19 protein-coding genes and 2 pseudogenes are annotated in these 25,029 nt (G+C 37.6%); 13 read left to right on the top strand and 8 right to left on the bottom strand.

Going from position 1 to position 25,029, the window contains the following annotated elements; translation table 11 throughout:
- Positions 1-75 precede the first annotated feature (75 nt).
- From R7R24_RS02940 to R7R24_RS02920, 5 genes are all read left to right on the top strand, one after another.
- Positions 76-843: a hypothetical protein gene (locus R7R24_RS02940; protein WP_005376115.1), complete on the top strand. Its 768-nt coding sequence runs from the start codon at positions 76-78 to the stop codon at positions 841-843.
- A 156-nt stretch (positions 844-999) separates the two neighbouring features.
- Positions 1,000-1,197 (top strand): hypothetical protein, encoded by a 198-nt coding sequence (locus R7R24_RS02935; RefSeq protein WP_005376117.1) that lies wholly within the window; start codon positions 1,000-1,002, stop codon positions 1,195-1,197.
- 130 nt (positions 1,198-1,327) lie between these two features.
- Positions 1,328-1,699 (top strand): hypothetical protein, encoded by a 372-nt coding sequence (locus R7R24_RS02930; RefSeq protein WP_005376119.1) that lies wholly within the window; start codon positions 1,328-1,330, stop codon positions 1,697-1,699.
- Between the two features lie 689 nt (positions 1,700-2,388).
- Entirely contained in the window at positions 2,389-2,775 is a 387-nt protein-coding gene (locus tag R7R24_RS02925; RefSeq protein ID WP_005376121.1) for an HNH endonuclease family protein, read from the top strand.
- A 521-nt stretch (positions 2,776-3,296) separates the two neighbouring features.
- Positions 3,297-3,791 carry a hypothetical protein gene (locus R7R24_RS02920; RefSeq protein ID WP_054579589.1) on the top strand — a complete coding sequence of 165 codons (495 nt, stop codon included), beginning with the start codon at positions 3,297-3,299 and terminating at the stop codon, positions 3,789-3,791.
- A gap of 277 nt (positions 3,792-4,068) precedes the next feature.
- Here the strand turns inward: R7R24_RS02920 and R7R24_RS02915 are convergent, their stop codons facing one another.
- From R7R24_RS02915 to R7R24_RS02895, 5 genes are all read right to left on the bottom strand, one after another.
- Positions 4,069-5,772, bottom strand: coding sequence for a hypothetical protein (locus tag R7R24_RS02915; RefSeq protein WP_005376128.1), 1,704 nt, complete (start codon positions 5,770-5,772; stop codon positions 4,069-4,071).
- Positions 5,756-7,489: a hypothetical protein gene (locus R7R24_RS02910; RefSeq protein ID WP_005376130.1), complete on the bottom strand. Its 1,734-nt coding sequence runs from the start codon at positions 7,487-7,489 to the stop codon at positions 5,756-5,758. The genes R7R24_RS02915 and R7R24_RS02910 overlap by 17 nt, the downstream gene beginning before the upstream one ends.
- Before the next feature lie 240 nt (positions 7,490-7,729).
- On the bottom strand, positions 7,730-8,242 hold the full coding sequence (locus R7R24_RS02905; RefSeq protein ID WP_025605171.1) for a hypothetical protein: 513 nt from the start codon (positions 8,240-8,242) through the stop codon (positions 7,730-7,732).
- Positions 8,242-9,066 (bottom strand): hypothetical protein, encoded by an 825-nt coding sequence (locus tag R7R24_RS02900; protein ID WP_005376134.1) that lies wholly within the window; start codon positions 9,064-9,066, stop codon positions 8,242-8,244. The genes R7R24_RS02905 and R7R24_RS02900 overlap by 1 nt, the downstream gene beginning before the upstream one ends.
- Before the next feature lie 351 nt (positions 9,067-9,417).
- Entirely contained in the window at positions 9,418-10,050 is a 633-nt protein-coding gene (locus R7R24_RS02895) for a GGDEF domain-containing protein (protein WP_005376136.1), read from the bottom strand.
- 335 nt (positions 10,051-10,385) lie between these two features.
- Between R7R24_RS02895 and R7R24_RS02890 the strand changes: the two genes are divergently transcribed.
- The 6 genes from R7R24_RS02890 to R7R24_RS02865 all read left to right on the top strand — a co-directional run bounded on the left by R7R24_RS02890 (position 10,386) and on the right by R7R24_RS02865 (position 21,304).
- Positions 10,386-11,351, top strand: coding sequence for a helix-turn-helix transcriptional regulator (locus R7R24_RS02890; RefSeq protein WP_005376138.1), 966 nt, complete (start codon positions 10,386-10,388; stop codon positions 11,349-11,351).
- A 5-nt stretch (positions 11,352-11,356) separates the two neighbouring features.
- A complete protein-coding gene (locus R7R24_RS02885; protein WP_054579588.1) occupies positions 11,357-12,979 on the top strand; it encodes a dynamin family protein in 1,623 nt (540 codons plus the stop codon).
- Positions 12,980-12,990: 11 nt separating this feature from the next.
- Positions 12,991-16,614, top strand: a complete 3,624-nt coding sequence (locus R7R24_RS02880) for a patatin-like phospholipase family protein (RefSeq protein ID WP_005376141.1) — start codon at positions 12,991-12,993, stop codon at positions 16,612-16,614.
- 13 nt (positions 16,615-16,627) lie between these two features.
- Positions 16,628-17,863 carry a hypothetical protein gene (locus R7R24_RS02875; RefSeq protein ID WP_005376143.1) on the top strand — a complete coding sequence of 412 codons (1,236 nt, stop codon included), beginning with the start codon at positions 16,628-16,630 and terminating at the stop codon, positions 17,861-17,863.
- 77 nt (positions 17,864-17,940) lie between these two features.
- Positions 17,941-19,083 carry a TerB family tellurite resistance protein gene (locus R7R24_RS02870; protein WP_054579587.1) on the top strand — a complete coding sequence of 381 codons (1,143 nt, stop codon included), beginning with the start codon at positions 17,941-17,943 and terminating at the stop codon, positions 19,081-19,083.
- A 4-nt stretch (positions 19,084-19,087) separates the two neighbouring features.
- Positions 19,088-21,304 (top strand): dynamin family protein, encoded by a 2,217-nt coding sequence (locus R7R24_RS02865; protein WP_005376149.1) that lies wholly within the window; start codon positions 19,088-19,090, stop codon positions 21,302-21,304.
- An 85-nt stretch (positions 21,305-21,389) separates the two neighbouring features.
- Here R7R24_RS02865 and R7R24_RS02860 read toward each other — a convergent pair whose 3' ends face one another.
- On the bottom strand, positions 21,390-22,043 hold the full coding sequence (locus tag R7R24_RS02860; RefSeq protein WP_005376151.1) for a HEPN domain-containing protein: 654 nt from the start codon (positions 22,041-22,043) through the stop codon (positions 21,390-21,392).
- A 401-nt stretch (positions 22,044-22,444) separates the two neighbouring features.
- Positions 22,445-23,019: pseudogene (locus R7R24_RS02855) on the bottom strand (DUF2913 family protein).
- A 567-nt stretch (positions 23,020-23,586) separates the two neighbouring features.
- Here R7R24_RS02855 and R7R24_RS02850 point away from each other — a divergent pair.
- Both R7R24_RS02850 and R7R24_RS02845 read left to right on the top strand, forming a co-directional pair.
- Entirely contained in the window at positions 23,587-24,009 is a 423-nt protein-coding gene (locus tag R7R24_RS02850; RefSeq protein ID WP_005376160.1) for an ATP-binding protein, read from the top strand.
- Positions 24,006-24,407 carry a hypothetical protein gene (locus R7R24_RS02845; protein WP_005376161.1) on the top strand — a complete coding sequence of 134 codons (402 nt, stop codon included), beginning with the start codon at positions 24,006-24,008 and terminating at the stop codon, positions 24,405-24,407. Before R7R24_RS02850 ends, R7R24_RS02845 begins: the two co-directional genes overlap by 4 nt.
- Here the strand turns inward: R7R24_RS02845 and R7R24_RS02840 are convergent.
- Positions 24,372-24,663, bottom strand: a pseudogene (locus R7R24_RS02840) (DUF4113 domain-containing protein); the annotation flags it as partial. The gene R7R24_RS02845 and the pseudogene R7R24_RS02840 sit on opposite strands and share 36 nt — an antisense overlap.
- Positions 24,664-25,029: the final 366 nt, after the last annotated feature.

Below are 25,029 nucleotides of genomic sequence, written 5' to 3'. Positions count from 1 at the left end.
TACAGTTTGTTTACTTATATAAAGTTAACTGGTATCTTGTATTAAAAGATAAGAATAAATTGTAAGGTTTAAGTTATGGCTAATTATGCAGATGCAATGAATGTCGCGATTGATAAGAAAAGAAATAATATACTTGATGATGGTAAGAACTTCACTCCGTATCGACATAGGAAAGGAATGACTCTTTATCTTCGACTAAATATTAAAAGATGTGATGAAGAAGTAAGAAATAGCTGTCCTAAGAATAAGGTTGTCATTGTTGCCAAAAAACGTATTGATGACATTCCAAAGTATACATTTGAAGAGTTTCTAGAAAACGATGTAACTGAATGTGTAAAGTCAGGGGAGTATAATGTTACCAAAGGGGCTTACGACAAGTTTATAGCTAAACACAAATCTTATTATAGAATATATCATGAAGCAAAAGTGAATGAATGCCGTGGTTATTTCGATATTGACAGAGCTGGAATTAAGAAAGAGGCGGCAAAGATATCAAAGCCAATCCATGATGTTGCAGATATTGTTGAAAAGCTTGCTTTAGATGGTCTTTTGACTGCTGTAGAAGCACAAGATCTGTATCAGTCAATGTACAGAATTAAACAAGTATTAGACGCATACGTTATGCCTGATATTCTTTTTCAGAATATGCTTTTCTATGATAAAAAATTAACTGATAAAATTAAGACTTACAATCATTTATCTAACTTCAAAATTTCAAGTAAAGCAAATGCTGATCGTTTTGTTAAACACATGAGTAAAATAGACAGTTTTGAGACTGGTAATAGAGTTAAAAAATTAAGCACTGAAAGAAAGGTGTTAGAGTCTTTGTGTTCCAGTCTTTAATAAAACCTCATTGATATCTGCCAGATCAAAGATCTGGCTTTTCATATTATATTCAAGTGTCCATTTTTAAACATAATGGATGAATAGTATTGTTTTTCTGAACATCATGGATTAATATTCATCATATTCTGCTACCAACATGTAATAGGGATGATTATGAATGATGATATTCATGAGCAGCTTGGCGTCAATAAGTCATTTCTTAACGAAACATTTGCAATGATCCGTATATCAAAAAATGGTGAAGTTTGGGTTCAATACCAAGATAAGATGGATATACCATCAGGCTCTAAAGCAATTAATATTACAGCTGATGTTCTTAAAATTATTGCGCTTTATAAAAGTAGTGAGTAATAATAGTGCGGTTTAATGAAATTAGATTTAGATAATAAGGTTTGAGAAATCGACTGTAATTTATCATTATTATCACTGTTTTCTCTTTCCATTAAAGGGAAGTATTATATTTTATAGATATGGACAGACTATGAAAGCTCGAATTGGAATAGCCGATGAAGAACTAGTTCGTAAGTATATGTTGGATGTTTCAGCTGGTAAATTAAACCATGTAGAAAATTTTCCTCATTTGTGGTTTACATCATTAACGGAGCTGGCCCAGGTTTTAACTAACGAAAATATTAAGCTTTTGTATATGATTTCTCGTGATAGAGCAAATAATGTAAGGAAGTTATCTGAGATAACAGGTCGCAGTGTCGAAGAACTTTCGATTTCTATTGACGACCTTGCATCTAAAGGTTTTGTTCGTATTGATAGGTGTGGAAACGAAGAGTGTCTTACAGCAATCTATACATCTTTTGTGATACTAGTGGGCAAAGAACTGGAAGAGCTGCTTCAATAGCTACTTTGATACTAAAATCAAGCGCACTGATACTTCTTTTGTTGTTCCCAAGGCATAGAACAGAAATGGGGCATGCGAAGAGAAATGGCTAACTCCGCAATATACGACTAACTGGCGAGATATTATACTTAAAGTAACGTGCTAAGAGCTTAATTCGGGACATAGGTATTTTTATCATGCACATAACACCGACGTGATTACGAGTTGCTAAGCTAGCTAAAACGAATGGCGATATTTCTGAGCCAAAAAAAGCTATTTACGATGTGGAAGAAAACTATCATCAAACTTGTTTTCTCAGTAAGGCTCAGTTTTAGTCCTAATTATCACGAAGCGAATCGATTCACGATGGCTTTACCGACACCACTGGTAAGGGGGGCCGTGTAAACAGTTCCATCCATAATAACATGTTCCTGCTAAGGTTTAAATTTAGAATAACGAGCCGAACCTCGCACTAAAGGCTCCTCTAATATGAAGGGAATATCTTTGATTTGTGCCAAAATCGATCTCTTCTTCACGAGTGAAGTCTGCCATAGATTCAAATGTAAGTAACGTAGCATCAAAAAATAGAGCATTAAGAACAATAGGGAAGTTCTAGGGGCAGGATTTGCTTTTTCAGCAATTAGATAATCTAATCGAATTAAGAAACTGTACAAATAAAAGAGATGCTAATGAGCTTCTAAAGTCGGTACATGAAAAACTACAAGATCGTGTTCCTAGTGAAAGTGAATTTATTTCCAAGTTTGTGCAGAACTTGTCATTTACAAATCAAAAAACGACAAACAGGTGAGTTAACTGCACACTTGTATACACTAGAGCATATTGCTCCTCAAAAGCTAGGTCACGAATACATTGGAATGGTGGGTAACATATTGCCTCTATGTGCTGAGATCAATGGTGATATAGCTGACAAAGATCCTAAAGAAAAGCTAAGCTACTACAGTAAGTCTGAGCTTATTTTAGTTAAAGAGTTTGTTGATGAAGTGAATAGCGATGATTTTGATCTGGACAATTGGAATGAAGAGCAGATTAAGACAAGAACAGAATCGATCGCTAAATTAGCTTATGAACTAGTCTAAGACACTTTAAGCTATAGTCCGCATACTACGAAGTTACGTTGAATTTACCCCGTGATACAACACGGGGATTCACGACTAACAGTATCAGAAGAATGGATAACTTCTAGTCGGGCAACACCCCATGAACCAGATGCGAGTGAGTAAAAGGTCTAAGCAACTTTGGGGCAGATCTGAGGTAGTTATGCCAGCTAGCTCTGTACTGGACATAAACGTTTTGGTGATCCCTCTAGATTAGTATCTAACGGATTAGTTGAGGTGTTGAAAGTTAAAATTGAGTTAGCCATAATTTTACTTATTCATAATCCAAGAGTGAATCAGAGAGTGAGCAAACTTGAGAACATCATTCGGAATAAACATAGAATGACCAACAACAGTTGTGAGAGCATCCAATTTGACTGTCAAGAGAGGATATATGAACACTTTGAGTGTGAGAAGAACTGCTTCCTCAGCAATAGCATCCAATTCGATGATTTAATTAACAATTTGACAATATCACGTACTGAAAGTCCTAAGGTAACCCAATGAAAAAATGGAAGTTGTTCGCCGTTATCTGCACCTTACCATCTCTAGCTGTTGCAAAAACCATTACCACCGATTACGTATCTACAGGTAACTTTATCCAAAACGAGGCATCATCAGCTATCGGTTGGTTATCAGAGCAAACTGGTGACCCTGACTACCTATTCATAGCAGAGCCTGGTCAATCTGCATCGGGAAAATTTAGAATGTATTTCAACTTTATCCAGCTTGATGGGTTCAGAGTTTGTAAAGATGACTACTTGGGAAAAAGTGTCGTTACTATAAACAATCAAGATGTAGAGATGAGTCGTTTCTGTGTAGATTCACCGAATAATGTTCACACATCTATGACAGCAACTAGTGAAAGAGGTAATCAGTATATTTTAGAGCAATTTCAATCCAAGAATACTGTCCATTTTCACTTCGGGTCTCATCATGTAACTTTTGATGCAAAGGGGTATGTTTCACGCTTTGGAAAAACTGGAACAGTTCTGTAGCAGACAAGTGAATCACCACCAAACCCATAGAAACTTTGTGGTATAAGAAAAATTGGGTCAAATAACCTCGTATAGAAACGGGGGAACAGGACAGTTCTAGCTTCGAATGGGGCAAAGGTGAGTTTGCCGTGATCAACGCTGGCGCATCTCTGGACACAAACGTGTTATATATTTCACTAAATTAGCCAAACTTGAATTAATTGAGATAAAGCTATCTCAATTAATTATGGCATTTCAGTTTCCATAAAAAGGATCTGAAAATCTCAAACTTTGCTATTCACTCAGATGCAGTGAACCAGTCCTCAAGATAATGGAAAGGAACTGGATATCGGTAGCAGCGGCAAGCTGTTAGTACTAACGGAGCCTTTCCTTCAGTTACAGCTGACATTTTCTTGAATGAATCTGCCTCGCTACATTCTTGTTTTATATGCTCTAGCGCTGAACTACTATTCATAGGAAAGTCAGTTGATGCAGAGCCATGCGTATCAGAGTTAGAGTACATAGCGTCCTCACTATGTTGGTTTGGATACCAATATTGTAACGTGCTATGTGCCAGTTTTTCTGTGGCAAACTTTTCCAAATCTTGGCTTACTGAATCTAGTTTATACAGAGAGCAAAAAACCGTTAACAGCGGGTACAAAACACTAGCCTCCGTAACTTTATTTTTATAGTTACTATCGGCTTTATCTTTATTTCGATGTTCAAGCAGCTTTTCGTAAGAGTTGTGAACGATTGGATACATGCCATTACTTTCAAAACAGAATATGCACCTATTGACCATTTCCGAGAGCCAACTTCGCACAAAATCATCAAGTTCTGAATTATTTGAAAGCAAAGTTAAAGCGAGACCAAGATCAATTGCTTGTGAGTCTTTGTAAGGCGATAGCAACATTGGATTATTAACGACCAATAGGTTAATTGACCTCGTTATTTCTCTGAGGCGAAGCCGTAATTTTTCCTGTTCTTCGCTTTCTCCAGCTATAGGTGGAGTTTCCACGTAATTCTTGGACAGTGAGTCTAAAATCCAGTGCCCTTTAACCGCTAAACGTCCTAAAACATCAAATAGCTTAATATTTACATCAATAGAACTTGGCGAATGAACAGCATGAGAGAGAGCGTATTTAAATTCAACATATGGAATTAAACATCGATCTACATAACAATCAGTAATCTGTTGATATGTATCTAAAATGCTATCAAACGATTTCGAGGACTTGTTCCTTCCTGTGTAGTGATCTTTGACCTTATTCCAAGCCAACAGCAATGCTAGCTCCGACGAAAGATATGCTGATTCTAGATTCCCTCCATCACGACACCATGAGTACAGAACCCATAAACAAACGTTTACCCGCGTTATGGCCGATGCAACAGAATCGGAATCAGTGGCATTTGACAGAACTTCATCAACTAATTGTGAAAAATGCTTATTTGAACTCTCGGGTTCTTCGAGTAAAGCCAAGGATTTTCTTAACAAAGCCTGACAGGAGCTAGGCAACAACTTCTCCTTCAGCAAGTACTTTTGAATGAACTCTGAGAGTTTATCTCCATTCCACTCCTCAAAAGAAATATTGTCTCGTGTATTCCGTTTCTCATACCCAGAGACTTCCTGCCTAATACCAGAGTTAACATCCCCGCCAAAACATAAACAGATGACTATTTTTTTATCCCGATGTTCAGGAGGCAGGCGACTAGGGATAAATGAGTCTTGAATCTCATCTAACGAGGGCCTAAGAGCTTGATCTGTATTCCCATTCCAAGTATCACGAGTAAGGTTTCCAGACTTAACAGAGAACAAATAAACTTTTTCTTCCTCCGCCTTAACATGTCCAACTGCTGCTATATCAACGCCGTATTCTTTAACCCCACGAGTCGGTGAAATGAACACATTCATTCCCATGCTACTCAATAAATCGGGTAACACAGCATCTAATTCCTTACGCTCTTTCAGAGAAGCTAAGTATTGCTTAAGAATTAATTTCATTTTTCATTCTCTCACAACGGTAAAGTCGTAACATATAATCTAGTGACTCTGGATCCAGGACGTCTAAACTTGGCATTTCAGTAGAATGAGAAAAAGACTGCATTTGCATCTCTTGCCGAATTGTCTCTCCGTCCCCCTTATGTACATAGTAAATTGAGCTATTACCATACAATAAAATCTGCTTTGTTGAGCACAGATGGTCAATAAGCGATCCTCTAGATGCTTTTTCGTAGGCTGTCTGCATATGCCTGTTGGATTCTTTCCAGTAAACATTTATATTTTCGCTGGGTGCCATTAGCTCCTTTAATTCAGATACTTTCTCAATATCAGAGTGGTAAGACTGTAGTCTACTGAGAAGATGTTCACATAGATGTGCTTGAAATCCTTTATCAATGCATGATTGGAAGAATCGCTTAAGCTGTCCAGGATAACTCAAAAGCAAGGGGTAGTATAAAATCTGTTCAAAATCTTTACTTATAGCTGTCGAAGCAGTTTCGCAAATAGATAGAATGAAGCTTGCTGCTGATATAGGGCGCATAAAGAGCCAACCTACAGCCTTGTGACTCACAAATATCTGCTTCACTTCATCATCTAGCAATGCCATATCAGCCTTTAGTTCAATGTCCTTGCCCGTTACATCATGAAGTAAATCCAGAGCACCATGACAAAGTGATACTTCTCCAGATAGGAACCACCTTGTAATAATGTGGTTAAGTAAATCTCGATGTTTACGCAGTAACTCATTAGATAAATAGCCTAAATCCGTGATTTCCACACCTACAGCTAAGATTGATTCCAATAATTCGACTGCAACTGAAGTTGAACCGCTCTTAACCAATTTAACTAACACATAATTAATATTGCTGACGGTGCTATTATGCTCAGGTGAAACATTGAAAAGTTGTTTTACCAGAAGCTCAAGAACACTCTGCGGTAGGGCGACTCTTTGAAAGGCGACAATATCTGATATCTCATAGATAACCTCTGGAGAAGCTCCCTCAACAAACGTCAGTAGAATATCTTCAATCGGCTGCCAATAAGATGGGAATGTTTGTCCAAAACAAAGCATTGATTTCAGTATCGAAGCACAACAATCGCTGTCGCACTCATTTCTAGCACTGTTGTTAAGTATTCTCCAAATGACATTAGCCTGAGTTTCACCTACATCCAGCCTCCCCAAAGTAAAATATGCTTGTCTCCTGATCAGCTCATGTCTATCAGCAATCAAATTTTCTATCGTCTGGATAGCTTCGGTTACATGATTTGAGTCGTATGCGAGAATTGAACTGGATAGAAAAGGGGCATATGTACTAAGCTCACTTTGTGCCAAGATAAATCCAACACTATATCTAGGACGAGAGGCTTGCGCTCGACAGAAACGTTCAAAGGCCCCATATACGCCACTACTACCACCCTGCTGCGTAAGATGAACTAAGCAACGTAGAACATCGTCAACACTTGCATTTAGTAAAGGTAACGCGCTTTCAAAGGCATGCAAAGTTGTGAAAAAATCGTATCCGTTGGAGCTTTTATCAACTCCTCTTACTATCTCGACAAGATCAATCTCTCCTGAGTTATGTAGCTCAGACAGTGCCTCCTTTAAGATTTTCTCTTCAGTTCGTATTTCTTGGATATACAAATCATTAATCTGTGCCAGCAAACCATCTGCTGTTTCGCTTGCAGCTAGCAAACTAGCTTTTGTTTCTTCTAATGACATTTCATGCCCCTAACTAACAGCCACTAAACACTTTGTTGGATAAAGAAAATTAGGTCAAATAAAGGTGTTATAATTGAGATTTAGAAGGTGCCTAAAACGTTTTGGGGCACTTCTGTGCTACGAAGCAACAATGAATACTGCAAACAATGAATACTGCAAACAATGAATACCAACATTTACGGACTACGCAAGGATTTAACTAGCTGAACGACACCTGACACCTTTGAAACGACAATACCGTTAGATAGCCTTCATTTTTGCGAGGAGGTTGAGGAGTAAAGCGTCTACTTCTTCCGATTGAGGGGGTAAACGTGTCTCTGACGGTAAAGAGCTGTAACCGTAGGTACTTTCACACCACTCATTTGAAGCTAAGGCCGCACAAAGGCCGCTATCATGTGTAAAGCCAATAGTCTCAAACACAACCATCGCTCCAATGAGTACCAATGAGAGTAAGCTAGTAAAAAACTGAAGGCGTATCTTCCAAAATAAGGATTTCTTAGCCTTATCAGTCAATGGCGCTTTATTTTTCTGTTTTTCATTATTGTATGATTCTTGTTTTATCTTAGAATCGATTACAACTTCAAATGCTTTGTAGCAAAAGAATGCACTGATCATGACAAATATTATAGCCAAGATAAGCAGGACACTTGTAAAAAAAAGCTTTGCATTTGCCCCTATTGCGGCAGTAAAGGCGAGTATGGCAATAAGAGTTAAAAGTAAGTGTTTTGAGAAATCGAGAATGCTATCTACCACTATGCTACCTCATTGAGATCGCTTTGATTCAATTTCAGAGCAAGATCCACTACTACCTTTTTCATTGTTCTTGCGTCTTTACTGTTTTTTATAAGAAGCAAGAGTCCTCCTAGGCGAAAACTATCCTCAATACTCGCTTCCGCAAGTACTTCGAATATTTTATTGAATTTACTAAAACCGCGCTTCTTAAATCGCTCCAGATCTCCTTCATCTGTATGCTGAAGGACAAGTTCACCCACTTTGTTAAGATTGACACCTTTATCAACGGTATGAGCTTTTAGCATCCCCTTAAATGGCGTAGTCATATGACCATATATTCTAGTGAAATCAAAAACATTAGCGTAAAACCTAACGGTTTTTCTTCTCATTTCCTTTGGGCTTACTTTGCTTTGAATACCATCTGATGTTAAGAGTGCTTCCTCATTCATTACATCGATAGAATTGATGATGAACGCTCTTACAATTTCACGGCCAAGAGAGGAGTGCTTGTTCTCATCGTACCAAAGTAACCAGAGAGCAATCACATAGTAATACTTGTTGCTTGCCTTAAGAACTACATCTACGTAAGAGGTGCCCTTGTAGTGGATATAGCATGTTTCAGTAATAGGAAAGGGAGCAACAGAGATTTTAAAATCATCTTCGTCTGAACACGGGAAGTAAGCTGAACGATTTGGGTCTATCCTACCAACTACTCGAAGTCGTTCTAACACTTGAGGAGTCAGCTTATGGAAGTGGAACTGAATGAACTCAGCGTGTTCTGGGTTAATGTTTTTGAAAAGTCTTAGCTGAAGTTCTTCGTATAATTTACTGTATAAAACTGCCATTGTGATGTTTGTGCTCCACTCTGAACAAGTTGATTATAAAACCGTATGTCTTATCTTATGCGGTCATATGCAACCAAGTCCAAGGTGATTGCTAGAAACTGTTACCAATGGCTCGAAACAGCAATACATTCCTCTCTTTTTCTAAAAACTTCAATTGGTGGTTAACCCATTAGCTAACCTTATCTCATTGGAGACAGGCTCTAAAACGGTTTGGGCATAAATTTGTCAAGGTTTTGCTGACACATCCTTGAAGTTTTTAAGTAACAAAGTACGTATTGTGATGAAGCGATCAATATTCGTATGTCTTAACTCTTAACTTACCCAGGTAGTTCCTAGTTTTTGGATGGTTCGTTAACGAATGCGACCACCTTTCTTTTGATACATATCGAGGTCAACCAAACTGATTAATTGGTTCGATGTTAATTTTTCATCGCCTTCCATGTTGTAAACATAACTTCCAGTAGTGACGGTGATGGAAAGTGATGAACGAGCAAGTGGTAGTCGTTGTTTTGCGAGTGTTTCGTGGAGTTGTTTACACCATACATTGGTTTCTTGATGTGTTGCATTGGGTAGCACCGCAAGGAATTCGTCGCCACCATAACGTGAGATAGATTGGCAAGGCTTCTGAATATTCTTGAGTGCACTACCCACATAAGACAAAACTTTATCCCCTACCACATGTCCTTCTGTATCGTTGATTATTTTAAGATGATCGACATCTATAAAGACTAGCCCTAGTGAGTTCAATTGTTCATTTTTTAAAGACATTTCTAAGTATGTCATCCCGTATTCACGAGTTTCAACTTTAGTTAAGCAGTCTATTCGAATCTGATTTTCTAAAGAGCACACCCTATCCTTGAGCTTCTTATTTTCTAGTTCTAAGAAACGTATCTGATTGATTAGATCCTGCCATGTAGCTTTACTAATTGTGCTGATATCAAGGGGGTCAGCAGAGACATTCTTATCACACGTATTAACAGACATTATGCACTCCGATGTTAAAAGTGTCCTTAATAGAAGTGATCTTAAATTCAAGTACGACACCATGTGTCACATAGAACAAGAGATTTTCTGTGCGTTAGAAATGGCTCTATCACTCAAGGTGATTGTTTTTTAAGCGGTTTGGTGCGACACAATTTGACATATAACACGTTATAGTCAATTTGTTAGGTATATGGCTGCCTGTTTCTTAACTAAAGGTTGCATATTGAGGTATAAGGAGTTCATTAAAAGGTATGACATTACAATATGAAATATCATTTCTTTTCAGTTGTATCGAATAAAGACATCAGTTTTTGAAAAATTAGGTAAGACTAAGTATGGCCAAACGAACGAGCACTCACGAGTCTCTTGTTGTAGCGTTTGAGTTGCTAAAGCGGATACCAAAATCACATCAAGTTACGGCACGAGAGCTTCACCAGCAACTAGAGCATATCGGTATAGAGAGGGAACTCCGTACAATTCAGCGGAATTTAGAACTGCTTTGTGAACACTTTGACATCATTCGTGATGAAAGAAGTAAACCATATGGATATCGCTGGAACAAAGAAGCTGGGGGGGTGACGCTACCTAAGCTGTCAGCACAAGAGGCATTGCTTTTAAACCTAGCAGAAGAGTATTTGATTAAGCTCTTACCAGTTAACATAACAGCGTCACTTGATGGTTTTTTTCAAGAGGCAAAATACAAACTCAACCCAACGAGTGGAAACTCTAGAGAAAGAGAGTGGCTAAAAAAGGTGAGAGTAGTGAGTGAAACTCAACCACTATTGCCACCCAAAATTGTCACAAAGGTATTTTCCGCAATTAGCGAAGCTCTATATCACGATCGTTTGCTCAATATTGATTATTACAATACTAAACAAGTTCAAAAGTCTGCATTGGTGATGCCGTTAGGTTTGGCTCAGCAAGGCCAACGAATGTACTTAGTTTGTCGATTTGATGGCTATGACAACGAACGGAGCATCGCAGTTCATCGGGTAAGTAAAGCCTCTGTTTCATCTTTCGGTTTTGAACGCCCAAAAGAGTTTAAGCTAAGCCAGTATGATGCTGATGGAAGGTTTGGTTTTGGCGAAGGACAGAAGATCTCCCTCGAACTTGAAGTTAAAAATGAGTTAGCGTTGCTTCTTTCGGAAACACCAATCTCGACAGACCAAAACATTACCCAACAGGGGGATATATACAAAATTTCAGCAACTGTAGTTGACTCAAAGCTATTAGCTCAATGGCTCTCTGGCTTTGGTGACTTAGTTATAACACAACGCATAACTGAGTATTTGAAAGGTTAAATGAGATGGATATAGATAGCTTGATGAATGGTCATTTAGCATCACTAGAAGAAAAGAAAGAAACAACGCCTTTGGTATCATCAGGTAAATCTAATCGTTATCTTGAAGATTCAGATCTTGGGTTGGAACTATTTGCCAGCTTAGTCGCAAAACCAGAGGTAAGAACTCCGAGTGATCAAATTTTAGAAGATATAGATAAGCTAATTAATCAAAAGTTTTTATCGCACACAGAAAAGAGTGAAAATACTAGCGGTGCAAGTGCTTATGTTCGACTTCTTGAGTGGTTTGATTTACTTAAAGAAGCGGTGTCATTTCCTCAGTTACAACAGAGTCATACTGTGGCAGTTGGAGGCTCTTTTAGTGCAGGTAAAACACGTTTTCTCAATACTGTTTTAGGTTGTCCTTCACTTCTTCCTGTAGACACGACTCCAACTACGTCCATACCCACTTTCTTATTCAAAGGGGTTTCGAACAGCATTGATGCACTGAATTTCTTTGGAAAGAAGACCGAAATTGACGAACACGCAGTCAAAGCGATTTGCCATGCATTCAACAAAAAGTATCGAGTGACCTTTAGTCATATATTGCAAATGATTGCTGTTGAGAGAGAGGTTTTTCATTATGGCAATCTGATCTTTTTGGATACTCCAGGATATAGCAAATCTGATAACCAAAAGAAGATTGATGAAAATATTGCTCGCACTCATTTAAGAGCGGCAGATTATCTAATTTGGTTAGTCGATAGTCAAAGCGGTACCGTTCCCCAACAAGATATCAACTTTCTTCAAGGCCTGGAGCTAGAGCAGCCAGTCTTGGTAGTAATGAGTAAGACTGATAAGAAATTGGAATCAGAAGTCAAAAGCATTATCGAAGTAGCCAAAGTTGATCTTGAACATGCCGAGATAAGTTTTGTAGATGTGATTGGGTACTCTTCGGTAGAAAATATGGAGATCTCAGCGCACGGTGATCGACTAAAAGAGTTTTTGGCTCAAGTAGACCAGGGGAGTGACGGCTCAACATTGAAATGGCAGCTTTCAAAAATCTTTGAAGAATATCACCGAGAATACTTGGCTACTCAACAAACACTGAAACTAACGATTGGTACGTTAAATGAGCTTATTTTTGATGAAAATTTAGTAGGGGATAAGAAAAAGCACTTAGCTGATTTTCACAGAAAGGTTAAGTCTCAGCTAGATATTCTTCATCACCAAAAACGTGACTCAGAAAAAATTTATGCCCACATCGAAGGTTTACTGATTGAGGTGTGTAGGTTAAAAGAAATTGCATTGGCCAGTAGTCCAAGTGTGATGCAATTAAACTCGATGAAAATAAAAACAGATCGGATACAGAGAGACATAGTGACTTTTGACGCGCTTCTTCAAGGTGACCTAAAGGTTCTTTCTGGAATGGCGAATCTTGACTCCCTGCAAGGCAGAGTGGTCAAGATCAGTCCGATTGGCGTGTCTATTCAATTGGATGATGCTCCTGAAATAGAGATTATGGTGTTAATGATAGTTATAGCCAAGACTGCACCCGCTATAAAATCGGAGCAGTTCTACATATCACAAGAAGTACAAGTTCAAATTATTAGTGATAAAAAGTCATTAGTATCAGTCAGTTTCGATTAATAAGGTAAATAATGAGTAAATTAGGTATTGTCTTCTCGGGTGGAGGTGGCAAAGGCGCATATGAAGTTGGCGCTTGGAAAGCACTTAGAGAGTTTGGTCTAGATAAAAACGTTGAAGCTGTGGCTGGTACTTCTGTTGGTGGCTTAAATGGTGCATTATTTGTTAAGGGTGATGTGGAAGCAGCCGAAAAATTATGGCGTGGAATATCTAAAGATCAAATCATGTCTTTAAATAAAGACAACCTTGCAAGAAAAGCAGCATCTTTTGCTAGTACATTGTTTACCCCTTCATTGGCTGCTAGAGCTGCACTGGCGATAACAGGGCTGAGCCAATCACAAGGTTTGTTTAATCAAAGTGGCTTAAAGCACTTGATTGAACAAAGCGGTGCTTGTGATGGTGTCTGCCAAAGTGATATTCCATTCCATGTTTGTGCGCTGAACTCTAGTACCAGAAAGCTTGAATACCCTGATTTAACGGATAAAACACCGACAAGTATAGTTCAATGGTTACTCGCGTCAGCAGCGATTCCTATTGTCTTTGATGGCATTGATATTGATGGAACAACTTACTTCGATGGTGGGGTGTTGCCTGGTGAATATAGTGATAACACACCTTACAAGGTGTTGATTGAAAAGCATAACTGTACTCATATTATCAATTTATATCTAGAGAGAGACCCACAGTTAGCTCAAACGGTAAAGCAGTACCCTAATGTTCGTTTTTGGAACATCGTGCCCACGAGAGAGTTTGATGGATTAATTGCACCGCTTAACTTCACTCCAGAAAATGCAGGGAAATTGATAGACGAAGGCTATGAGGACGTGAATCGTATCTTAGAGCAGTTTAAAGATTTCCAAGATACTGAAGAGAGATTTGTTGCTGTGGTCGATAAGCTGGCTGATGCCTCAAAAGATTTTGATCAAAGTGTCGAGCTAAATAAGCAGTTAAGAAGTGGGCACTTTGAAACCTATGACAGCCTTCAACAAGTCACACAGCAAGTTGCAATGGAAATTGAAGCTCAAGAGCAGACCTTTATTGATAATAGTATCGATATGTTGATTGAAGAGATGAAAGGTAATTCAACCGAGTTACTTAACGAAGCCTTTTCATCAATTACTGCACTTGCGTCAACCGAAGGGATAATAAACTCTCAATTAGAGCAAAGTCGGTTCGGTCGAATCATTGGCAATCTTACGGGTAGTAATAGTGTACGACAGTCTGAAGTGAATCATGGGCTAAGCAGAGCAATCTATGCTAATCAAAGACTGATACAAAAGCTGAATCATAAGAATATGCTCACAATGGAGGTAGTCGCGTCCCTATCGAATAAAACCAGTTATCTGATGAAGCATGTTGATGTTTTATATGGAAGTATTCAGATGACTGAGCATAGACTTAACCGCTCATTGACCCTTATGAAACATGGTTTCGAAGTGCTAGAGTCTGAATTGTCTCAAAAAATAGTCAATGTTTCACAAAGAGTTGACGCATTGGAAAGAAATCAAATTATTAATGATTGGTTTCATACAGCTACAGCACAAGGCCTAGCATCCAACTCATATCAAACACTTCTTAATTTGACGAGCAGTTTCTATGTGACATCTGGACGTACGTGGGAGACTAACGAACTTGCTCGCTATATAAATGCGTTAAAGTTATTAAAGCTTGATGAAGAAGAGTTAGTTCCAGCGACTCTAATTTTACAGTCACAAGAATGCAACCTTATTGATAATGTTGAAGGTGAGTACATTCTTCCAATCGCTAGCAGTAAACAAAATGATTACCCTCTTTTGAGAGGTATTCAAATGGCTAACGAAATTGAGAGTGAGCGAGATATTATCGGTGAACTTGAGTTAGATCTAAGTTTGAACTTATTTACTCCTCGCCCAGCTAAAGAACTTGGTTTGGAGCTGCTACACGCATTACGCCAAAATGATCGTAGGGCAACCACGATCCACTCGAGTTGCAAGGATACGCTATTACTTGATCATGGTGTCGTTGCCTCAGAGCTACAGTATCAATGGTTATCTGTTGTTGAGCAGTTGGAAGATATCAATAGTCAGCACTTGAATGATGATAGTGTGAAGGAACAATTACAGTTTGTACGTTCTCGAATTAGCAACTTCAAAGTTGTCATACCAATTATTGGGAAGTTTTCAGCAGGTAAAAGTAGTCTATTAAACAGTTACCTTGGGTATGACTATCTTAAGGTAAATATAGCAGCAGAAACAGCTGTCGCAACTGAGCTGACGTACGGAATGACAGAGCAGTTCACCGTTCACTATGTTGATGACACCCCTGTATCCGTCTATCCACTTGACACCTTACATAGTTTTCAACCAAGCGACCATGTTGCCCACATCACAGTTGAGTTAAATAACCAACGTCTAAAGAACAGAAGGGGGGCTATATTAGTTGATATGCCAGGGTTTGATGCTCGTAATGTGGCGCACCAGAAAGCAATAGCGACGTATCTGGAGCGTGGTGATTACTTCGTAACGTTGTTTCCCGCAGATATACCGTTTGATAATAGCGTGATGGAGCGCCTTGAAGAGATCTACTATGACTACAGTAGAGATATAGGGTGCTTAATTTCTAAATCTGCTCGTAAATCGGAATTTGAACTAGTGAAGAGCGTGGAGCAGCTCAAACTAACGTTAAGTGAAAGATTGCAAGATAGTTTTGATGTCATGAGTATCGAAACACAAGATAAGCAGCTCTACTCAATTAAGGGGTTTGAGGTGATGATTGATAACGCTGTAAGTCAGTTCGACCACTTGTTAAAGCACCGCTACCAGTCTGCAATATTAGCTTTGATAACGAGCATCGAAGAAGCACTGAAAACAAAAAATTCATACATGTCAAATAGTGCTGTTGAAATTGAAGAGAAGATCAACGCATTGGAAAGAAGCTTTAATGAAGAAAAGCAAAGTCTTCAACTTATGCTAAATGAGCTTGAGTATAATCTGTGCAGTGTTGGTAAAGAACAAATAACGTCAAAGGTTAGCTCTGAGTTATCTAACAATACGCTTAACCTAGTAAGTGCCGCAAAAAGTAATACACTGTCCGACTCTATTGTAAGTATTGTTCGACCTGTGGTGCAACTAGAGATAGATGAACTAATCCGAATAGAGCTAGAGCGTTTTAAACGTAAACTAGAAAGTAACGTTACCGTCTCTTTAGAAGGAATTGGTGTTCATTTAGACATCCCTCCCCAAGAAAAAGAAAAGTTCTCTCTAATAGCAGGCACAATCGCTGGTGGAATTAGTATTGCAATGTTAAATCCAATTGTGGGAATTTTTGTTGGAGTTTTTGGTGGGTTACTTGGCAAGAAAAGAAGTAATGAAACAGAACGAGACCACCAGATCGAGCAAGAGATTCGTGGTCAGATTATCCCAGAGGCGACAAGCCAAATCATTGATATGGTCGCTGAGCATCTGAACCGAGTAATGAAGAACTTCAGTGAACAACTCAATATTACTCTTGAGCAGAAGCTACGAGCACATAATGAACAACTTATGTCATTGAACAAGCAACACAAAAAACAATCAGACATATTGGAAGAAACAAAGCAAAAACTGACGGAAGCTTTAGTTTATGTGTCTACCTTAAAACAACGTATCGATAAAGATTAATTGCGAGTCTGTTATGCTAGATATTTTAGACATCATCAATGAAGCGACGAAAGAAGCTAATTCCTTTGAAAACCATGCAGCAAAAGATCTTAGTCTAGAAGAGCGCTTACTTTATTTACAAGGTATAGCGCTTGTAATGAATGCTGATGGTGTGATCCACCATGAAGAGAAAGAATTTATCCGTATTCTAATCAAATCATTTGAGATGGATGAATCGATTCTTGAAAGCGTTGTCGAGTTTGCGCAGTGTCCTGACAAAGATACTGTTCAAGCATTTTTCCGTACATTTAGACGAAGACCGATTTCTCAATTGTTCTTATTTGATGCATTAGTGATGACACGAAGAGATGAAAATGTTGATGAGCGTGAAAAAGCAGTAGTTGATAAGATTGCAGAGCAATTAGAAGTCTTAAAAGGGACGTATCAAGATATCTTCGACTTATTCTGCCATATTAAGAATAAAGACTGGGAAGAAAGTTCTTTATATTTTTCGAGTCACTTGTTAAACCCAGAATATTTTAGACATTTGTTAGATTATTATGAAGTCGATTTTGAGGATTTATTAGAGCGTACTAAAAATATTAGAAATAAAAGAGTTTTAGAAATCTTCAAAAGCCGTGTAAATTCTTTATCAGAAAGCAATGAGATGAAGATAACACTTAATAATGATGTTGTATTACCGATAATTCAATCTGGAATTGATAGAGGTGAAGTGAAAGTATTCATGGGGAAAATCATATTCCCAGAGGAAAAAGAATGTGAACTTTCTACAGTAGGTTTTGGTTACCTTCAAGAAAGCAAGAGCTTATATTTGGCTAATGCTGAAAATATTTCAGATAGAATCATAATTTCATTTGTATCAAATTATTTGAATACTAGTAACATTGAAATGTTTGAGGTTTTATTTGATAGTAATAATATAATTAATGGAGAAATTGATAAAGAATCTAATCGAAAGTTGAAATTATCTACAAACTTTGAAAATGGCAAGTTTATAGCTATTGGTAATAAACTTTTTCAATATGTCAATAATGGAAAGTATGACATTTTCGGGAGTGATGAAATTTACTCATCAAAAATAGGAGTTGATTTTTATGAGTATATTCACCAGGATAAGAAAAATGAAAAGGGGACTATGGCTAGTCTAATTTCGTACTCTTTCTTTAGTAGAGATGGAGATATTGATCTTGATTATGGACTCGATGATCAAGATTCTAAAGGCTCATTAAAAGAAGTGGATTTGTTATAGTTTTGTCGAATTGTAGATAACTAAGTTCTAAGTAAAATATATAGTAAGAGTTTCATGGTTAGGTTAGAGTTAAGAGAATGATAGATATTTTATCAACAATAAAAGAGGCTGCTAAAGAAAGTTGTGCATTTGAAAGTCATGCAGCTAAAGAGCTATCCCTCGAAGAGAGGCTGCTCTATTTACAAGGGTTAGCATTAATAATGAATGCTAACGGTGATATGCATGAAGAAAAGAAAAACTACTTATTAACTTTAATTATATCTCTAGAGGTGGACGAATCTATTATTGATAGTTGTATGGATTTTGCTAACAAGCCAGACAAAAACATAGTTCAAAGTATTTTGAAATATTTTAAACGTAAACCTATCGCGCAACTTTTCTTATTCGATGCTTTTATGATTAGTGTTCGTGATGGAGATATTTCAGTATCAGAAAAAAATATTATAGATGAGTTGGCATTGCAATTTGAAGTTTCTAAAGGTCTCTATAGCGATATTTTTGATTTTTTCTGTCGCGTCAGAAATAAAAATTGGCAAGATGGCGCGTTATACTTCAATACTCATTTATTACAACCTAAATTCTTTAGCCACATTCTTAAATACTATGAAGTTAACTTCAATGAGTTTACTCAGAGAAGTAAAGAAATATCTAAGAGAAAAATATTAGCTAATATTAAAGATAAAATTAAATATGGATTTAATAATGAAGTCTTACTGCCATTGTTACAATCAAAAATTAGTAGAAGGGAGGCGACTGTTCAGAACGGGATTTTTATTTCAACTGATATGAATGATGTTAATTTAAGCTCAATCAAACTAGGTTATGATCAGTTAAATGAAAGTCTGTATATAGAACTACCGCATTTAATTAACGATAGTGCTTTAATAGAATATTATTATAATAGTCTTGGGATCACTGAGCTAGAACGCTATATGTTAGAGGATGGTTCTAAAACTGTTATATCCTCTAATGTTGATAAAAATAAAAGAATTTTAAATTTAGAAAAAAAATATACTGAGGGTAGTCTAATTGATATCAATGGTATTCTTTTTGGGTATAAAAAATATAAAGGAAGACCAGATATTGTCGGATTGAGTTCTATTTATAGTACCACAATGAAAAACTTTGATCATATAAAAAAATATAAAGAATTAATGTTACATAGTTCTTTGACGGATAAAACTATCCAAGGGACATTATATAGGGTTTTTAATAAGTAAGTCTATGAAAGATAAAATAAGTGATGTCTATTCACGATATGAACATCATAGTACAGTGATCGATTCTAAGATTCTTGAAGAATTAAACCAGTTGCGTACCACATTCGAAGCTGACCTCTTGAATGCTCAAAAAGAAAATCGCATTTTGAGGATTGGTATTGTAGGTCAGATTAAGCGAGGAAAATCTTCTTTCCTGAACAGCCTCCTATTTGATGGTGAGTCAGTTTTACCAAAAGCCGCGACACCTATGACCGCTGCGCTCACTAGAATTAGCTATGCACAAGAGCCAAGTGCCAAAATTGAGTTTTACAGCAAAAATGAATGGAACAAAGTTCTAGAACAAGCACTACGAGTTGAACAAGAAGAGAAGCATTATCAAGATTTGATAGCAGATTTCCAAGCCTCCCAAAGCTCAAGTATAAGCCGAAGAGGTGTTCGGCCACCACTGAAGCCGAATCATCCAGAAGAGTCTAAGGCATGCTTTGAGCTTTATCAGATGGTAAAACGTTCAGGGTTGAATGTTGATAATTATCTTGATCAGGTGCAGGTTATTGATGAAGTTAGCTCAAACGAAGTTCTAATTTCTGACTTAACACCTTATGTGGGAGCTGATGGAAAGTTTACTCCTATTGTGAAAAGCTCTTCATTAGCGCTGAACTTACCTGGTCTTAAAGATATTGAAGTAGTTGATACTCCAGGGTTGAATGACCCGATTGTGTCTCGTGGTAGACGTACACAAGAATTTTTGGGGCAATGTGACGTTATATTTTTATTGAGCTACTGTGGTCAATTCCTAGACAGCCAAGACATGGCACTGCTAGCGCAAAATATCCCGAATAAAGGTATTGAAGAGATCATCTTAATTGGTTCTCTATTCGACAGTGCGTTGCTTGATGAGTACAGCAATTATGAGTCAATTCAGCAGGCTTTGCCTGCATTGACGCAAAGTTTAAATGACCAAGCACAGTCCGAAGTTAGTGCAGTCTGCCGCCAAGATGAGTTGAATAATTGTGGTCAATCACACTTGATGCAAACACTGAAGAATGCATTACCTCCTATTTTTGTATCTTCTCGTTGCTATGATTTAGCGAGAAAGGGGAGCGATTTGAGTGAAGAAGAGCAGCATACACTCAGTCGTTTGAACCAAATGTTTGACGATTTTACTTTTACTCCTGAAATCCTCGCAGCGGTTGCAAATTTCAATAAAGTTCACTCTAAATTGGAGCTTGTCCGAGAAAATAAAAATGCAATTATGTCCGAGCGACTCGATAACTTAATGAAAGGTGCCGAGAGAGAGTTATTGCAAAAGCTAACAGCTATTTATGATGATATTACTCATAAGAAAAACAACCTTTTACAAGGTGATTTAGCCGTAATTGAAAAGAAGCAGAAAGAATTAGCCGAGCGAATCAATGCTGGGAAAACAAAGGTGAGTATGGTTTTCGACAAGTACCGAGTACATATCGAAAAAACACTGCGAAAAGTGGAACAGGGAATAGAGCAAGACTCAGTTTCAGTACAGCGTATTAACTCTCAAACGGGCAGCCGAGAAGAGTCTTATACCACCTATAATAAGGTCTATGATCCAGAGTTATTCAGTCCGTCTACTTGGTTTTCAAGGAAAACTGTGGCTAGTACAAAGTACAGAACTGTCAAATATACCTACGCAAATGTTCAAGATGCTGTACAAAAGCTAGAAGATTTTGTTATTGAGACAAGTGATAGGCTTTACCAGGTAAGCTCACAAGCAATTAACATCAATCAGTTCCGTGAAGATATTAAGCATGCAGTAAAAGGTTTATTTGACTTTTCAGACCCAGATTTCGACCCTGAAATGATACTATTGCCTCTGAGTAATTCTGTTGATCGAATTACGATTTCTGCAATTAGTTTAGACCTAGATCATCACATCAACTCGATCAGGCAACAGTTTTCTATAAATGAAGTCGAAGGTGAAGAGATCCAAAAACTGAGACAAGAGCAGGCTAGGGTGGTTGGTTTGTTGCTAACGGAAATCAATGAGGAAGTTGCAAAGTGCAGCTCTGAAATGCTCGGAAAAATCTCAAAAGAAGAACAAAAGTTTCTTCCCACGCTTATTAGAGATTTAGAGTCTAATGTTGAGCAGCTGAGAGCAGACTTAGAGAATAAAGAACAAGCTCTGAAAGAGTACAGCGATATTCTTCAGATGGTTGGAGAGGATAAGCTTAAACTTTGTGTATGACACCTGTTTATCAAACTTGACAAAAAGAATAAAGTAGTAAAGTGATTGAGGGCACATATAAATGCCCTCAAGCTCAACTCAACTTTTAATCTTGTATTAACGGATAGACAGGGTCTCCCCATAATTCATTGCTAGAATCCATCATAACTTTAATTATAGTTGGTAATAGCTTTTCCAACAGATTAGTACAATCTCGGAGTTGATTACGGTTCGCGGAGCTACCGTAAGTTGCTCCACCATGAATAATTTGGTTACGTAGTGTATATAAACGGGCAAATACGATTGAAAGAACTGAAGCGGTATTGTCCTGTCCAAGAGCTGCGTTAGCCGCAATCTTGGATCTACTTCGGGCTGCCTTCCATTCACCTTCGGTGATCCTCCCTGCATGATAACTCCAATAACTTTCTAGAATAAATTCATTGTCCAATAAAGATCTTATAGCCCCAGAGTAATTATGCCAGACGATGTGTGATAATAAATTTTCAGTATCCAATTCAACAAGTCGTGTCAAAAACTCTTGATAAAGTCCTCGTTCCCCATAATTAACTTTTTGTTCAAACTCTTGTGCGTATGCAGCATTGAAAGCAATCCAAAGGAAAATAAATTTTGAGTCTTCGTCATCACATGACTCAGCTTTCTTAAGCCAGCTCAGTGAGCGATGTACTCTAGTTGAAAGAGCCTCAGAGTAGTTTTCCCTCTCATTGCGGTGACGTTTTTTTAAAGTATCGAAAGTAAGCATTTGTTCCTCGTTTACTATGATTATGTGAGAGTTATGGAGTGTATAGTTTATGACCTGTCATCACTGTGACTAGACATGGACAAAAAGATTTTTAAATACGTTTTTTATATTTGGCATTTTCCCTGATTGCGATTTCATAGCAAAGATCGAATAATCGTCTGTAGTATCTAAATATTGAAAAAGGCCAGGCTTAAATACACATATGAAAAACTTTACGACTTTATTGCTAAAGTTTTATCTCAGTATCAGGTTAATCGCAGTCTTCTGATTGCTGTGCAAGCTTGGCTTTTAATATAACTACACTCATTTGTCTTATCTCAAAGAATAAAAATCTGAAAGTCTCTAATACCGCCTTCATTATAAACACTTTTCTACTTTGGAAACCTTCGCTTGTCAGAGATTTATGATGTAGGATGTAGGCGATAGTGATAGTTCTTCAACGATTCGTTAACTTGAAAAGTTTCATATTTAAAATGGATTTGTTCATCAAGACATTGAGTAAACTTGTCTAGTTGTTCTGTATGAATGAGTAAAGAAATTGGTGCGATTTGGTGATTATCGATCTCATCGAAACAATGGTTAATGTGTGTTCTATCTAAATAAACAACATCTTGATTCTGTGTTGGAGTTTCTTCTATCAGCTTTGTTTCAAACCCTGCCTTCTCGAACTGCTCAAGCAAGTCATAGAGTTTGTCTACATCATTCTTGCTCTTGATTGAGCTATATTGTTGAATAATCCCATTTAAGTGTTTCTCGATTGACCCAAATTTGTTTTTCATTAAGCAGATGGTTTTTAGCTTTTTTTGATAAGTGAATAGCGTTGCTCTCTCAATTTTGGTTTTAAGAAGTCAATGAGGATTTTGTTGCGTTGTACTTCTTTGACAAAGTTTTGAGACGCACTGACCTTAAAGTAGAGATGAAGAAGTGCATTTTCAAAAGTAGTTTTTAAAAGCTTGTGATATGACTGTTCTAACATTGTGAGAGTTGATTATTTTCTGGTGCTGTTATTCTAATCATACTAGGGAAAAGCAAACGAACACAGCAACTGGTTTACTGTCATTTATATAAGGGAGTGTCCGATTATCTGAGCGGATACCCATTAAAGAGTGATATAGAGCAGTCTAGCAGGAAGTGTAATGGAACCAACTAACTCAATTCTGTCCGTTCCGTACTAAATGTTTACCCAATGTGGTACTAAATGTTTTCAATCAGCACTGCTTTCGCAGTGCATCAATCGATGTTTGATTAATAGTCAACAAACCATCTTTACCCCTTATCGAGGGTAATTCGTCGTTTACCCCCGATGCGGGGTAAAGCCGATTCTTTGTTTTTATTAGATATAAATTGAATTAAAAGTAAATAACGTACTGTTTTAATTGAAGAAAAATGTTGATAAAAAGATTTTTATACGTTTTAATAAGCTTGAACACTCTCTATCTCAATTTGTATAAAGATTGAGTTAAATAAATCAAACAATATCAAAGAATTCATCACCTTATCGGTGAGAGGAGGGGATTATTTTTTAATAAAAGGAAACGCCAAAATGGCCAAGCAAACACTTACTCTTGTGCGTGGATTACCAGGCTCTGGAAAGTCTACATACGCAAAAACTCTCAATGCTGTCTTAGTCGAAGCTGACCAATTTTTTATCGATAGCAACGATACCTACCAATTCGACCCCGCTCTAATCAAAAATGCTCATGCCTGGTGTCAACTCGAAACGAAGCGCTTACTTCGTGCAGGATTTGACGTCGTGGTTGCAAACACATTCGTAAAAAACTGGGAAATGTCATTTTACAAATCACTTGCGGATGAGATGAATGTATCATTCGAAGTCATTGAGATAAATGGGAAATACCAAAATATTCATGGTGTACCTGATGCTGTCATTGCTCGAATGAGTAAACAGTTTGAGAAGTTAAATCCTGCATTGATGTCTTCACCTGCAATGGAGATGTCACAATGAGTTCAATAAAAATTAATGGGTTAGACAAAGCACTCGAGTCAGTGCAAAAGCGTACAAGTGCTAGAGAATTAACCAGTGAAGGCGTCTATAAAATACTCAACGAAGTGCAAGAGACTTTAGATACTTATCTATTTAAAAAGGATCAGGTAGGTATTCAAGTATTGGTTACAGTTTATACAAAAGTTGCGAGTTCATACCAAAGCATACCATATGCAACTTTTGTTGAAGTTGAACGCGGTAAAACCGTGTGGAAATTGATCAACGTGTATCGCGGTGAAGCGATAGCCGCAGACGCAAAGATCCTCAATACGCAAAAATTTACTGATCAGATTTATTGTAAAGCTGAAAAGAAACTCAATAGATTAGTGTATCCTGACATCGATTTGTTGAGTGTGTGATAGCGAACACCTGATCTTCGGTAAATCGACTCTGCGGGTCGTATATTGCGGCGTTATCATCTGACGCCGCATTGACCACTTCTGAGATATCCCTCGTGCCGTTAAAAACACAGTGTCTCTCCCAAGCTGTGTCATACACATTCATAAGCTTAGGATTATTTGGGTTCAGGTTTAACAGATCGGGCTGTTCATACTGCTCCTCAACTAAGTTAATCAGCCCAACACCAACTTTATAAAACCTCACATCCTGTTGGAATTGAAGCGCGGGTTGTAACAATGCAGCAATCAAGCATGTAAAGAAATCTGCTATTCGTTCTATGCGGCGATAGCCGCTTTAGTGCAGTACTGCTTGCGCAGTGCATTGTCGAAAGTTATTACTAATAGCAATGTCTTTCTGTGCTATGTCTATTAGGAAGCACGGATCTGTATTGGGCTTCCTTGAGATAGTTAAGTATTCTTAAAATTTACGCATGACCGAAATTTTCAATTTGTTATGCTAGTTAAGAGGCGAGATAGCCCAAACTGTATACAGAAGGCTATGAAATTTTCCAGAGAATGCTTTTTGAATGAGATAAGCTAGCGTGCATAAAGAGAGCACATTTCACCATTAATTCTGAACCTT

This window comes from Vibrio sp. 704 (assembly GCF_033339295.1).
The sequence above is the reverse complement of the archived record's forward strand: the minus strand, read 5'-3'. Positions and strand labels throughout refer to the sequence as shown.

Excerpts from the sequence above, each read along its gene's own strand:
- R7R24_RS02885 (WP_054579588.1), top strand. The coding sequence starts at position 11,357 with ATGGATATAGATAGCTTGATGAATGGTCATTTAGCATCACTAGAAGAA.
- R7R24_RS02875 (WP_005376143.1), top strand. The coding sequence starts at position 16,628 with ATGCTAGATATTTTAGACATCATCAATGAAGCGACGAAAGAAGCTAAT.
- R7R24_RS02910 (WP_005376130.1), bottom strand. The coding sequence starts at position 7,489 with ATGTCATTAGAAGAAACAAAAGCTAGTTTGCTAGCTGCAAGCGAAACA.
- R7R24_RS02850 (WP_005376160.1), top strand. The coding sequence starts at position 23,587 with ATGGCCAAGCAAACACTTACTCTTGTGCGTGGATTACCAGGCTCTGGA.
- R7R24_RS02880 (WP_005376141.1), top strand. The coding sequence starts at position 12,991 with ATGAGTAAATTAGGTATTGTCTTCTCGGGTGGAGGTGGCAAAGGCGCA.
- R7R24_RS02935 (WP_005376117.1), top strand. The coding sequence starts at position 1,000 with ATGAATGATGATATTCATGAGCAGCTTGGCGTCAATAAGTCATTTCTT.
- R7R24_RS02900 (WP_005376134.1), bottom strand. The coding sequence starts at position 9,066 with ATGGCAGTTTTATACAGTAAATTATACGAAGAACTTCAGCTAAGACTT.
- R7R24_RS02940 (WP_005376115.1), top strand. The coding sequence starts at position 76 with ATGGCTAATTATGCAGATGCAATGAATGTCGCGATTGATAAGAAAAGA.
- R7R24_RS02890 (WP_005376138.1), top strand. The coding sequence starts at position 10,386 with ATGGCCAAACGAACGAGCACTCACGAGTCTCTTGTTGTAGCGTTTGAG.
- R7R24_RS02845 (WP_005376161.1), top strand. The coding sequence starts at position 24,006 with ATGAGTTCAATAAAAATTAATGGGTTAGACAAAGCACTCGAGTCAGTG.
- R7R24_RS02925 (WP_005376121.1), top strand. The coding sequence starts at position 2,389 with ATGAAAAACTACAAGATCGTGTTCCTAGTGAAAGTGAATTTATTTCCA.
- R7R24_RS02860 (WP_005376151.1), bottom strand. The coding sequence starts at position 22,043 with ATGCTTACTTTCGATACTTTAAAAAAACGTCACCGCAATGAGAGGGAA.
- R7R24_RS02895 (WP_005376136.1), bottom strand. The coding sequence starts at position 10,050 with ATGTCTGTTAATACGTGTGATAAGAATGTCTCTGCTGACCCCCTTGAT.
- R7R24_RS02915 (WP_005376128.1), bottom strand. The coding sequence starts at position 5,772 with ATGAAATTAATTCTTAAGCAATACTTAGCTTCTCTGAAAGAGCGTAAG.
- R7R24_RS02865 (WP_005376149.1), top strand. The coding sequence starts at position 19,088 with ATGAAAGATAAAATAAGTGATGTCTATTCACGATATGAACATCATAGT.
- R7R24_RS02930 (WP_005376119.1), top strand. The coding sequence starts at position 1,328 with ATGAAAGCTCGAATTGGAATAGCCGATGAAGAACTAGTTCGTAAGTAT.
- R7R24_RS02920 (WP_054579589.1), top strand. The coding sequence starts at position 3,297 with ATGAAAAAATGGAAGTTGTTCGCCGTTATCTGCACCTTACCATCTCTA.
- R7R24_RS02870 (WP_054579587.1), top strand. The coding sequence starts at position 17,941 with ATGATAGATATTTTATCAACAATAAAAGAGGCTGCTAAAGAAAGTTGT.